This is a genomic window from Gemmiger formicilis, from assembly GCF_024462815.1.
GTDB lineage: Bacteria > Bacillota > Clostridia > Oscillospirales > Ruminococcaceae > Gemmiger.
This window is the reverse complement of the sequence record NZ_JANGCG010000025.1, coordinates 18,384-30,583: the sequence shown is the minus strand read 5'-3', so window position 1 is coordinate 30,583 and position 12,200 is coordinate 18,384. Positions and strand designations below refer to the sequence as shown.

The following is a 12,200-nucleotide window of genomic DNA, read 5'->3' as shown; positions in this document are numbered from 1 at the left end:
GGAGATGGGGAAGTATGACTACTAAATGTGGGTGCGGAGGGTTCAGTGGTTTACCAGTAACAGCAGATATTAGGAAACAACCGGGCCGGGCATGCCCGGCCCCTACTGGGGTGGCTATGCGGAAAAAGCTGCTTGCGGGACAGTTAGCTGAGTAGTGAAAGATTAGCCCCTCTCCTATCTCAGCCCGCCTTGGCAAAGCTTTACAGGTAACTTACACATTTCCCCTTGATGTGACAGGCGAGAAGGTGTATACTATAGGCATAAGAACAGTTCTTTCCCACTATATCTTGTGTTCAGTCTGCCAAAATCTGTACCTGATTTTCAGAAAGGAGCGTTTCACCATGCTTCCTTGCCAGAAGAACTGCCATTCCTATTGCGTGGGGTGCCATAAGGCGTGCCCGCATTTCCGGGCGATGCAGGAGCAGCAGCGCCGCGACTTGGCCCGCAAGAAAGAGTATCTGCGCCGGGCCGATGAGTCCTGCCGCACGGTGCTGCATCAGTGCCGCGCTGCGGGCGGCTATCTTGGCCCCCTGCCCTATTGAACTTTACATTCTCCGCCTCTCACGGTATACTATATTATAATAGTACACTGTGGGAGGTTTTATCATGGTTCGTCCCCTGATGACCGATACGGTCTTTCTGGCGCAGAAGGCGCTGCCCTCTGACGCGGGTGATATTTCCGTGGCCGATGATCTGCTCGACACGCTGAAAGCCCATGCGGACGGCTGTGTCGGTATGGCCGCCAATATGATTGGCGTGAACAAGGCCATCATCGTTTTTGACAACGAGGGCACGCCGTGTGAAATGTTCAACCCGGTTATCCTCTACCGCAAGGGGCTCTACCTTGCAGAGGAGGGGTGTCTCTCGCTGCAGGGGCAGCGCAAGGCAAAACGTCACCGCACCATCAAGGTGCAATGGCAGGACCGCGCCATGAACACCCATGTAAAAAATTTTACCGGCTGGACCGCACAGATTATCCAGCACGAGGTTGACCACTGCAACGGCATCCTTATATAAAGTACACAGCGCGATGCACCCCTCCGGGCGCACCGCGCTTTTTTTATTGCAAATCAAAATAGGCCAGGATGCAGTCATAGTACGCCTGCGCCGCAGCCTCACATCCGGCGTCGGAGGCAATGCGTGCAACGTCCTGCGTGTTGCTGATGAAGCCCTCCTCCGCCAGCACCGCGGGGCAGCCGCACGCCTGCACAATGGTAAATGTCGGGTCGGCGATTGGCGTTGCATCGGTGGATTCCCGTATGTAACGGTTGTCGTTAGCATCAAAATAGATATAGCGTATGCCGTCCGCGCCGCGCAAGTCCAGCCCCAGTGCAGCAAACTTTTCCGCGATGAGCCCCGCAAACCGCAGGCTGTCGGCGTTTGTTGCGAGCTGCGGTGTAGCGGGATAGCACTCAAAGCCCGCCACGCTGCTGTCCGCGTCATAATTCAGGTGGATGGACAGCAGCAGCTCCGCGCCGGCCGCTTTGGCCAGCTCCGCGCGGCGGCTCGGTTTGCGGTACTCGGTGCCATCCGCGGTCAAGATTGGCGCAAAGCGGCCGTCCGCCTCCAGCTTTTCGCAGACGAGTTGTGCAGTTTTCAGCGTGATGTCCGCTTCGCGCAGGCCGCTGCCCTCGCTGCCTGCATCCTCGGCCCCGATATTTGGGTTGACGCCGCCGTGGCCCGGGTCGATGGCCACCACAATTTTTGTCTCTGTCTTTGCGGCCGGGGCCAAGGCATCCAGCTTCGTTTCCACGGTGCTCTCTGTGGCGGAGACTGCCCCGGCTGCCCTGCGGGCAGGCGCCGCTTTGGTTTGCAGCACGCCCAGCGTGACCGCGCAGATTACCGCCACCGCAATGGCCGCAGCAAGCCCGCCGTGGCCGTGCCGCCGCCTGTTGCGGCTGCGGTAGACCTGTTTTTCCTGTACAGGGGTCATATCTCCGCCTCCGTTTCGATTTAGTGTTTAAACCGTAGCACAAGGTTGTGTCAAAGTTGTGACAAACTTCAGCCGGAGGCGATGTTTTTCGTTTTTTTACAACAGGAAGTGAAAAAAATGACGAAAAATCCATCTTTTTATATTTGTCAAATATTGACAATATTTCCAATAGCATATATAATAGGGGGTGTGAGACTGCCCGCAGGACTGGTGCGGGCGGCGCCGCTTCGGTACCGAGTGCCGAACGTATAACAGGAGGTCAGAAAGATGATTTCTACCGGCATCGTCCGCAGCATCGACAGTCTGGGGCGCGTGGTTCTGCCCAAGGAATTGCGCAACACCTACGGCATTACGCCGGACACCCCGCTGGAGATTTTTACCAATGGAGATTCCATCATTATGCGCAAGTACCGCGCCCAAGGCAGCTGCGTGTTCTGCGGGGATATTTCCCCTGATGCCGTGTTGCTGCACGGAAAGTATGTTTGCCCGGCCTGCCGCAAGGCGCTGCGGAAGTAAAGCGGTTTGGAAGGCTGCAATAGTAAGTAAAAAGCGGTGTGCCCGGTGGCACACCGCTTTTGTTGTTGTGAAGCTGCTGGGACCGGGCATTGCCCGCCCGCTATACCCGGCAAACGAGTGCTTGCCGGACAGTCCGCCCTCATCCGGCCCTGCGGGGCCACCTTCTCTCAGAGGGAGAAGGCATGGGGGAGAGCGAAGCAGCGAACAAAATCTGTTGTTTATTCCGCCTTTTTCAGGCCGCGCATGGATTCCTCGGCGTTTTTGACCAGATTGAACAGACTGGTGGCGTGGCGCGGATAGTCGCGGGCCAGCTGGTCTGTGCCAAGGGACAGGGTAGCGGGCTCCAGGCTGTCGCGGGTGCCGTCCTCGCCGGTCAGCGCGGCGGCCAAATCGCCCTCGGCCATATTCATGGCCGCGCTGGCGCTGCTGTTCCACCGGGCCGAGCCGATGCGGAACATACCGCTGATATTTTTGGGCGAGGCCTCATACATCTGGCGGAACATCTTGTAGACCGCCAGCATCAGATAGTTGCTGACTGCAACCACCAGCTGCTTGTCCTTGCTCTCCTGCAATTTATCATAGAGAATGTCGAGCGAGTTCTCGATGAGCTTTTTGTACATGGTGGGCAGCACACTGCCGCGGTAGACGCTGCCGCCGGTGGCAGAGTTGCCCTCCGGCAGGTCCTCGACCGTGATAATCTGGCCGTTGCGCTCTGCACTGCGGCCCAGAAGGTAGTCACAGCTGACATCGTAGTAATCCGCCACCTGCACCACGAAGGCGAGGCCGCACTCGCGGATGCCCTTTTCATAATGGGAGAGCTGTGCCTGGCTGATGCCCAGGTCCTGTGCCGCCTGCTTCTGGGTGATGCCGCGTTCCTTGCGCAGCAGCGTGATGATGCGATTGAATTCGATCCCCATGATCTGTATATCCTGTTCCGGGGCAGATACCGGCTTGCGCCGGGCCGCAGTGGTGCCCCTGCCGTATTTTCTACACGCTGTATATTATAGCGAGTGAAAAACGTTTTGTAAACCCAAAAAGTCGACAAGATTTATGCAGAAATGGCCGTCAAAACGCCGAACCGCGGAGCTTTGCCTATATTTAGTCATTATACAGCGGGTACAGCTATAAATATTGTGGGCAAAATCCGGCAGCTGCGCACCGGCGCGGCTGGTTGTAACCAAATTGTAACCTTTTGCAGTTGCAAGAAGCTGTATTTTAGGGTATGCTGATAGATAGACATTACGAAAGTGAGATTACAAGCTGTGAAATATTATAAGCTGCACTTACTCCGCCACGGTCTGACGGAGGGAAACCTGAAGGGGTTGTACATTGGCAGCGGCAGCGATTTGCCGCTGTGTGACGAGGGCCGCGCCCAGCTGAAAACACTGAAAAAGGATTTTGACTATCCGCAGGTGCCGCTGGTGTTTACCAGCCCGCTGAAGCGCGCCACCGAGACGGCGGAGATTCTGTTTCCCGGCGTGCGGCAGATTGAGCTGGATGACCTGCGGGAGATGGCCTTTGGCAAATTTGAGGGCCGCGCCGTGCAGGAGCTGGTGAAGGACCCCGAGTTTGCCCAGTGGATGGATCCCACCAGCCGCACCGTGCCCGAGGGTGCGGAGGACCGGCAGATGTTCTTCAACCGCACGTCCTCGATGCTGATGAAGATGTTTGAGTATATGCTGCGCACCCACACCGAGGAAGCCGCCTGCGTGACCCACGGCGGCGTCATTATGAATATGCTGTCGCAGCACGCTCTGCCCTTCCGCAAGCCAGAGGAGTGGATGACCGACCCCGGTGCCGGCTACAGTGTGCGTCTGGACGCCGAGATGTGGATGCGCGACCATCTGGCCGAGGCCTATGACGTTGTGCCGCACGGCTATCTGGACGGCATGGAATGATTTCCTGTTCTTTTCTTATAAGAAAAGAACCAAAAGAATTTTAAATAATTAAACCAAAAACACCTGTGTGGCAGAAAGCTCAAGCTGTCATACAGGTGTTTTTATGTGGATATGCTTTTTTATTCTGCGGGGGCGGCCTCCTCGGGAGCTGCCTCAGCGGCCTCCGTGGGTGCGGGCGTTTCCTCCGGCTGCGGGGCGGAGGAAAGGATGGCCTGATTGTCCGCAATCGTCTGGTTCAGCTCGTCAATGCGGGCCTGCGCGGCATCGCGGGCGGCGATGAGGTCGGCGTTCTCGCTGTCGGCATCCAGCGCGGCCTGTGCATCGGCCAGTGCGGACTCAGCTTCGGCCAGATCTGCCGTGGCATTGTCCACAGCGGCCTGTGCGTCCACATACTGCTGGGCGGCGCTCAGCTCGGCCTCCGCTGCGGCGGCTGCCTCGTCAGAAATACCGCTTTCCAGCAGGGTGGGCTTTTCGGGCAGGGTCTGCGCGGTGCCGTCCGGCGCCGTCAGCGTCAGGGACTGGCCGTAGTAGCCACCCCAGATGGCAATAAAGCTCTTGCCGGGGGCCACGGTCAGCGGCGTACCGTCGGCGGCGGTCAGGGTGAAGGGGCCGGTGGCATCCTCCTTCGTCCACGAAATCTGCTCCCATGCGCCGCCGTTCAGGTAGATGCCGGTGCCGCCGGTCATATCGTACTGGCGGGTGTAGCCGTCATCCTTGATACCGCTGGACGCGTACAGCACAAACACGTTGGTGAACGCAACCTGCTGGCCGCTTTCGGCGTCCGTCATGGGCGAGCCGTCGGCGTTCAGCTTCTCATACAGGCCGGTGCCCTCGTTGTAGTTCAGCTGCTCACTGTCCGATTTGGAGAAGGTCACGGTCAGATTGGTGCCGTTGCGGTTTTCCGGGGCAACCTCCGGCCGGATGCCAAAGCGGAACAGCGGCGTGTTTTCGCCTTCTGCGGATGCACCGTAGCTCTGCAGGCCGTTGCGAATCAGCTCGCCGGTGGTATACCAGCAGTTTTCCTCGCGGTAGCCTGCGTCCTGCCGGCTCTGGTCAAAGGCAAAGGCCGTCTTGCCCACATGGTAGCCGTCAAGGTCCTGATAGGCCAGCGTGTTCAACAGGTTGGCGGCATAGATGTTCTTATCAATGTGCACCGGCACGGCGTTCAGCGGCAGGGCGGCCTGCAGGAGCAGGTCACGCCCCGGGCCGACAGGCCCAACCCTGCTGATGCTGTCCACATCGGCATACAGCGCCATCAGGCTGGCGGTGCCGCCCTCGGTCACGCCCTCCACCAGCACATCGGCGGCGGCCACGCCCCACTGGGGCTGTGCACCGTACAGCGTACGCAGCGTCACGGCCACCGGGCGCTTGTTGGCGTAATTGCCATCGTCCAGACCGGTCAGCGGGTTGACAGACAGCGTTGGGGTCGGAGCGGCGGTCGACTCGGCCGTAGCCGCCGGGGCGGCCTGCTCCGGCGTGGCATCCGTGGCCTCCTGGCTGCAGCCACCCAGCAGCAGGGCCGCCAGCAGTACCGCTGCACCGCCCAATGCCTGCAATTTTCTCATAAGGTACCTCTTTCCCAGTTCTCTATAAAAGCAACAACGCGGCCCGCCGCCGGGCGAGCCACGTTGTCGGGTAAGTTTTATTTAGCCTTCGGCGCTGCCGCTGCCGGTGGCGGCTGCGGTCAGGTCATCGGTAGAGGAGCCCAAAGTCTCACCGGCCTTGGCGTCATCCTCGACATAGTTTTTCTCGTAAGTCTGGGTGGTAGCGTTGGACAGGTTCACGCTCTCCAGCGTGCTGTGCACAAAGTTACCGGCAAAGTCTACATCCGTCACAGCCACATAGCTCTTGCCGGTGTTGATTTCCACAGGGGTGTCGCTGCAGGAGCCGTCCTCGTTCAGATAGTACAGGCGCAGGGCCTCCAGCGGGGTGCCCTTCTGCCAGTAGATCTTCTCGCACTTGCCGCCGTAGCAGTAGTAGCCGATGCCGCCCCAGGCGTACTCAACATACTGCAGGTCCGTTTTCTCATGGCCGGGGTAGGTGTGGATATCGGTGTAGAGCACGATGACGTTGGGGAAGGTCAGCACCTTGTTGTCGGCGGCCTCATCCACGGTGTCGCGCCACTGGCCGTCCGAGTAGTTCTGCTGCATCTTGTACTGGTTGGTGGCCTCGTCATAGATGAAGCGGGTCTTGTAGGACGGGCTGTGCTCAACCTCGATGTACTGGCCGTCAGAGACAATCGGGCCGTACTTGTCGCTGTAGGCGCTGTCGATGCTGTTGGACAGGTCGCGGGTGGTGCCCAGACGGTAATCCACAAAGTTGAAGAAGGTGGAGTTGTAGGTGCGGCTCATATCCACATTCTGGCTGGTGATGTAATTTTCGATGTTGTCCGAGTTGGTGTACATCGTGTGCTCCAGCCTCAGAGTACCGGCGTTGTAGCTCTGGCCGGCCCAGTTCACACGGCCATAGTCGCGGTAGCCGTTGGCACCGTCATTGTTGTTCAGCTTGCCGTAGTCATAGTCAATGGCATACTGCTGCATAACAATGGACTGGCCCTCATGGATATACAGAGCCTGCCACGGCAGAATCAGGCGGAAGAACTGGTCACGGCCGGAACGGATGGGGCCAACCTCGCCGATGGTCTTATAATCGGTATAGACCGGCATAAAGCGGGTGATGCCGCCCTCGACCTTGATTTCAAACAGGATGTCCGCCTTGGACAGGCCGCGCTGGGGGCGGGCCGCCACAATGTTGTTGACCATAACGGCCGTGATGCGCTGCCCCTCGGGGTAGTCGGCGCCCTTGGGCTCACCGGTCAGGACGTTGGCCTCATAGGGGGGCAGCGTCGGCTCGGGGGTGGCGGTGGGCTCCGCTGCGGCGCTGGTCGCGGTGGAGGTGGTGGTGGACAGGGTATCTCCGTCCTTTTTGCAGGCTGTCAGCAGCACCGTCAGGGAGAGCAGCGCCGCAATTACAAGCAGAACACGTTTCATTCCATTGCTCCTTTTTCCAGTTTCCGTATCGGCATAGTAGTTACTTATTATTGTAGCCTTTTTGTCACGGTTTGTAAAGATTACACAGGGAATTTTACAAATCCTTTTATCCTCTTGTCTGCAGCCAGTAGTCCCCCATGCTGCTGCCGGGCTTGCCGGTGCACTCATCGTGCAGATACGCCCCCAGCCCGCAGGCAGCAGGGTCCCACGCAAGGGCCTGCGCCTCGGTTTCGTATTCGACCTCGGCATACCAGAAGGCGGTGGGCATATCAGGATCCACGCAGTTGACCTCCAGCGTCAGCCCGCCGGGCAGCCGATAGCCGCGGCGTTCTTTATGAATCAGAGGTTTGCCGATCAAATGCTCGAGCTTGGCGAACAACTCCGCGTCAATCTCGGTTTCGATTTCCTCTCGGCTCAGCCCACCCGCACCCTTGAAGCAGAGCACCAGCGCCGTGCGCCCGCCCTGCAGGGCCTCGCGCCGGATACGCACCGTGGGGCGCACGCTGATATAGCCCTGATCCATTTTATAAAGGGAGGTCTGTTCCAGACCCTCCGGCCAGCCGGTGACCATCCATTTGCGTTCAATTTCCATAGGTAGGTGTTCCTTTCTGATTTTTTGGTGCCTTTCCCCGCCTCTATTTATTATTTCTTATCTATTATTTATTATACCACCTTCCTCCACCCGCGCACAGTTCACAATGTTGCCGGATTTCCACTGTAATTTTACGCTTCGTTTCGGCAGATTGCCAGTTGCATTTTTTCCCCGGCCACCGTATAATAAGAGCATAACAGCAAGGGCGCTGCGAATGTGTTTTCGCAGCGTCCTTTTTCTGTAAATAGAGGACACAAAGGAGTAAGAAGTATGGCAGCAACCGTTATGGAACTTTACGGCAGCAAAGTTTTCAACGAGCATGAGATGCGTGAGCGTCTGCCCAGCTCGACCTACAAGAGCCTGAAGGCAACGATTGAGAAGGGCCAGCCCCTCGACCTGGAGGTCGCCAACGTTGTCGCCAGCGTGATGAAGCGTTGGGCTATTGAGCAGGGTGCCACCCATTACACCCACTGGTTCCAGCCCCTGACCGGCATCACCAGTGAGAAGCACGATGGCTTTGTCAGCCCCCAGCCTGACGGCACTGCCATTATGGAGTTCTCCGGCAAGGAGCTCATCAAGGGCGAGCCGGACGCCTCCTCCTTCCCCTCCGGCGGCCTGCGCGCCACCGCCGAGGCCCGCGGCTACACCGCATGGGATCCCACCAGCTACGCCTTCGTGAAGGATGACACACTCTGCATCCCCACCGCGTTCTGCTCCTACACCGGCGAGGCTCTGGACAAAAAGACCCCGCTGCTGCGCTCGATGCAGGCCATCTCCGACCAGGCCTGCAAGGTGCTGCATCTGTTCGGCAAGGACGTGGAGCGCGTTGCCACCACCGTTGGCCCCGAGCAGGAGTACTTCCTGATTAAAAAGGAGGACTATGCCAAGCGCCTTGACCTGATTCTGACCGGCCGCACGCTGTTCGGCTCTGCCCCGTCCAAGGGTCAGGAGCTCGAGGAGCACTACTTCGGCACCCTTCGCCCCATCGTTTCCGGCTTCATGAAGGAGCTGGACGAGGAGCTGTGGAAGCTGGGCATTCCCGCCAAGACCAAGCACAACGAGGTTGCCCCCTGCCAGCATGAGCTTGCCCCCATCTACGACACCACCAACGTTGCCATCGATCACAATCTGCTGACGATGGAAATGATGAAGAAGATTGCCGACAAGCACGGCCTTGTCTGCCTGCAGCACGAGAAGCCGTTCGAGGGCGTCAACGGCAGCGGCAAGCACAACAACTGGTCCATCAGCACCAAGCACGAGAACCTGCTCGACCCCGGTGACACCCCGATGGAGAACCTGCAGTTCATGGTGTTCCTGTCCGCTGTCATTGAGGCCGTCGATGATTACGCTGATCTGCTGCGCACTTCCGTGGCCACCCCGGGCAATGACCACCGCCTCGGTGCCAACGAGGCACCTCCGGCCATCATCTCCATCTTCGTGGGCGAGGAGCTCGAGGCCGTCATTGACGCTGTCTGCTCTGACTCCCCCTACGCCGGTCCTGTCAAGATGAAGATGGATCTGGGCGTCGATGTCCTGCCCAAGTTCAGCAAGGACACCACCGACCGCAACCGTACCTCTCCGTTCGCCTTCACCGGCAACAAGTTTGAGTTCCGTATGCCCGGCTCCGCCGAGAACCTGTCCGATGCCAACACCATCCTGAACACCGCCGTGGCCAAGAGCCTGAAGGAGTTCGTGGCTGCCACCGCTGACGCCGCTGACTTTGAGTGCGCCGCCGCTGCGTGGGTCAAGAAAACGCTGAACGAGCACCGCCGCGTAATCTTCAACGGCAACGGCTACAGCGAGGCATGGGAGCAGGAGGCCGAGCGCCGCGGCCTGCCCAACCGCAAGTGCACCCCCGACGCCATGATTGCCCTGAAGGACGAGAAGAACATCGCCCTGATGGAGGAGTTCGGCGTCCTGACCAAGACCGAGATGCTGAGCCGCTACGAAGTTGAGATGGAGCACTACTCCAAGATTCTCAACATTGAGGCCCGCACGATGTTGAAAATTGCCAACAAGCAGCTGATTCCCGCTGCCACCGCCTATATGGGCGAGGTTGCCAGCTCCGCTGCTGCCAAGACCGCCGCTGTGGAGGGCATTTCCACCAAGGCCGAGACCAAGGTGCTGACCGCCCTGAGCAAGTACACCGATGAAATGTCCGACGCCGCCGACACGCTGAAGGCCGTCACCGACAAGGTCAGCACGATGGAGGACGAGGCCGCCAAGGCACACGCCTTCCATGACGAGGTCATCCCCGCGATGGACGCCCTGCGCGCCGCCGCCGATGAGGCCGAGAGCCTGGTCGATGAGGATTATTGGCCGCTGCCCTGCTACAGCCGTATGCTGTTCTACACCGAGTAATCATTCCCCGCCGGGGCCGCCCCCAACCAAGCAGCAGCCCCTTCCCGATTTGTCATTTTCCTTCACGCCGCCGTGCTCACCCCGCACAGTGACCACAGCGGCAGGGTGTACATTTTACAATCGTCATTCTCCTTTTCCTATTTCTTACACCAGCTCGAAAGGCCCGCCCGCAACAAGGTGGGCCTTTCGAGTATGTGCAAGACAAATAATAACTAAAAAATAATAAATAATAAATATGGTGGAGTTTTCGCCCCACCGGGGCGAAAACAAAGTACGAAGAAAGCTGTGCAGCAACAGGGGACAGAATTTTACGGCAATCCGATTTTTGTTCGTGACAGAGTTTTCCTCCCTCCAGCGCACCCTCCTCCCGGAGGCTTCTCGTTTTCGCCCAACAGGGCGAAAACTCCACCTCATTTCTTATTTTTTATTTATTATTTATTATTTGCTCACATCCTACATTTCCTTTTTTCCTCCTTCTTTACTTTCAACTCTATCTTCCGGAGGCTAACCTATGAAACGCACCGCGCAGGATATTCTCAATTTTGTTGAGGACAACGATGTCAAATTTGCCAAGCTGACATTCTGTGATATTTTCGGCAACCAGAAAAACGTCTCCCTTTTCGCCAGTGAGCTGCCCCGCGCCTTTGCCGAGGGCGTCAGCTTTGACGGTTCCTCCATCGCCGGGTTTATGAATGTGGAGGAAAGCGACCTTGTGCTCTGGCCGGACCCGGACACCGCCACCGTGCTGCCGTGGCGCCCCACCGAGGGACGCGTCATCCGGATGTACTGCGACATCACCCTGCCCAACGGCAAACCGTTTGAGGGCAACTGCCGTGGCTATCTGCAGTCCGTTGTCAAGCGTGCCCGCGCCATGGGGCTGATTTGCAACGTGGGCTGTGAGTGCGAGTTCTACCTGTTTGAGACGGACGAGAACGGCAATCCCACCCGCATCCCGCTGGATATGGGCGGCTATTTTGACATTCCACCGCTGGACAAGGGCGAGAACATCCGCCGGGAAATCTGCTTTGCCATCGAGGAGATGGGCCTGCACCCCGAGCACAGCCACCACGAAAGCGGCCACGGTCAGAACGAGGTCTGCTTCCGCTACACCACGGCGCTGAAATCCGCCGATAATTTAAACACCTTCAAGAGCACCGTCAAAGCCATTGCGGCCCGCAACGGCCTATTTGCCAGCTTTATGCCCAAGCCCATCGCGAACCAGCCGGGCAGCGGTCTGCACGTCAACATCTCGCTGCTGCAGGACGGCAAGAACCTGTTTGAGGGCGACCTCACACCCGACAGCGAGGCCGGGCACTTTGTGGCCGGGATTCTCGCCCACGCCCGCGAGCTGACTGCCTTCTGCAACCCGGTGCCCAACTCCTATGCGCGCTTGGGTGCCAACGAGGCCCCGCTCTACGTGAGCTGGAGCCGCCAGAACCGCAGCCAGCTGGTGCGTCTGCCCAGCGCCCACGGTGATTTGTGCCGTGTGGAGCTGCGCGGTCCCGACCCCGCCGGCAACCCGTATCTGGTCATCGGGCTGATTCTGGCCGCGGGGCTTGACGGCATTGCGCGCAGCCTGCCCCTGCCCGAGGCCGTGAACCGCAATCTGTTCCACCCCAGCGCCGCAGCAGGGCTGGAAAGCCTGCCCCGCACTCTGCGGGAGGCCATCACAGTGGCCGCGCAGAGCGAGTTCATCAGCCGCGAGCTGCCGGTGGCCCTGCAAAACAAGTATTTTGAGTACCAGACCCAGCTCTGCCATGACGCCGAAGCCGCCCCCGACACCGAAGCCTGGGAGCGCGCCCACAGCTTCCTGATTATCTGATGCCATCCCAGGAAAATCCGTAGGGGCGGATTCCCTACCGCGGGCACATACAGGATGTGCCCCTACGTTCCATGGATACCACAGCAAA

Annotated in this window: 11 protein-coding genes; 6 read left to right on the top strand and 5 right to left on the bottom strand. The window is 58.7% G+C overall.

Translation table 11 applies throughout. The annotated features are described in order from the left end of the window. The first annotated feature begins 341 nt into the window (after positions 1-341). Positions 342-542, top strand: coding sequence for a hypothetical protein (locus tag NE623_RS13660; RefSeq protein ID WP_256272886.1), 201 nt, complete (start codon positions 342-344; stop codon positions 540-542). Positions 543-606: 64 nt separating this feature from the next. Further along, the gene (locus NE623_RS13655; protein ID WP_256272887.1) at positions 607-1,017 is read left to right on the top strand and encodes a peptide deformylase; all 411 of its coding nucleotides are present in this window, start codon (positions 607-609) and stop codon (positions 1,015-1,017) included. 43 nt (positions 1,018-1,060) lie between these two features. Here NE623_RS13655 and NE623_RS13650 read toward each other — a convergent pair whose 3' ends face one another. Further along, the gene (locus NE623_RS13650; protein WP_256272889.1) at positions 1,061-1,933 is read right to left on the bottom strand and encodes an N-acetylmuramoyl-L-alanine amidase family protein; all 873 of its coding nucleotides are present in this window, start codon (positions 1,931-1,933) and stop codon (positions 1,061-1,063) included. Positions 1,934-2,200: 267 nt separating this feature from the next. Between NE623_RS13650 and NE623_RS13645 the strand changes: the two genes are divergently transcribed. Next, on the top strand, positions 2,201-2,449 hold the full coding sequence (locus NE623_RS13645) for an AbrB/MazE/SpoVT family DNA-binding domain-containing protein (RefSeq protein ID WP_256272890.1): 249 nt from the start codon (positions 2,201-2,203) through the stop codon (positions 2,447-2,449). 218 nt (positions 2,450-2,667) lie between these two features. Here the strand turns inward: NE623_RS13645 and NE623_RS13640 are convergent, their stop codons facing one another. Next, on the bottom strand, positions 2,668-3,366 hold the full coding sequence (locus NE623_RS13640; protein WP_256272891.1) for a helix-turn-helix domain-containing protein: 699 nt from the start codon (positions 3,364-3,366) through the stop codon (positions 2,668-2,670). A gap of 345 nt (positions 3,367-3,711) precedes the next feature. On the opposite strand from NE623_RS13640, the gene NE623_RS13635 reads away from it, so the two are divergent. Next, entirely contained in the window at positions 3,712-4,347 is a 636-nt protein-coding gene (locus NE623_RS13635; protein ID WP_256272892.1) for a histidine phosphatase family protein, read from the top strand. 119 nt (positions 4,348-4,466) lie between these two features. Here the strand turns inward: NE623_RS13635 and NE623_RS13630 are convergent, their stop codons facing one another. The 3 genes from NE623_RS13630 to NE623_RS13620 all read right to left on the bottom strand — a co-directional run bounded on the left by NE623_RS13630 (position 4,467) and on the right by NE623_RS13620 (position 7,929). Next, positions 4,467-5,912 carry a DUF3048 domain-containing protein gene (locus tag NE623_RS13630; protein WP_256272893.1) on the bottom strand — a complete coding sequence of 482 codons (1,446 nt, stop codon included), beginning with the start codon at positions 5,910-5,912 and terminating at the stop codon, positions 4,467-4,469. An 81-nt stretch (positions 5,913-5,993) separates the two neighbouring features. Further along, positions 5,994-7,337, bottom strand: coding sequence for a DUF3048 domain-containing protein (locus NE623_RS13625; RefSeq protein ID WP_256272894.1), 1,344 nt, complete (start codon positions 7,335-7,337; stop codon positions 5,994-5,996). Positions 7,338-7,443: 106 nt separating this feature from the next. Then, positions 7,444-7,929, bottom strand: a complete 486-nt coding sequence (locus NE623_RS13620) for a hypothetical protein (RefSeq protein ID WP_256272895.1) — start codon at positions 7,927-7,929, stop codon at positions 7,444-7,446. Between the two features lie 270 nt (positions 7,930-8,199). Here NE623_RS13620 and NE623_RS13615 point away from each other — a divergent pair, with 270 nt between their 5' ends. Together NE623_RS13615 and NE623_RS13610 are read left to right on the top strand one after the other, a co-directional pair. Then, positions 8,200-10,290 (top strand): glutamine synthetase III family protein, encoded by a 2,091-nt coding sequence (locus tag NE623_RS13615; protein ID WP_256272896.1) that lies wholly within the window; start codon positions 8,200-8,202, stop codon positions 10,288-10,290. Positions 10,291-10,801: 511 nt separating this feature from the next. Beyond that, positions 10,802-12,112 carry a glutamine synthetase family protein gene (locus NE623_RS13610; protein ID WP_256272897.1) on the top strand — a complete coding sequence of 437 codons (1,311 nt, stop codon included), beginning with the start codon at positions 10,802-10,804 and terminating at the stop codon, positions 12,110-12,112. Positions 12,113-12,200 lie beyond the last annotated feature (88 nt).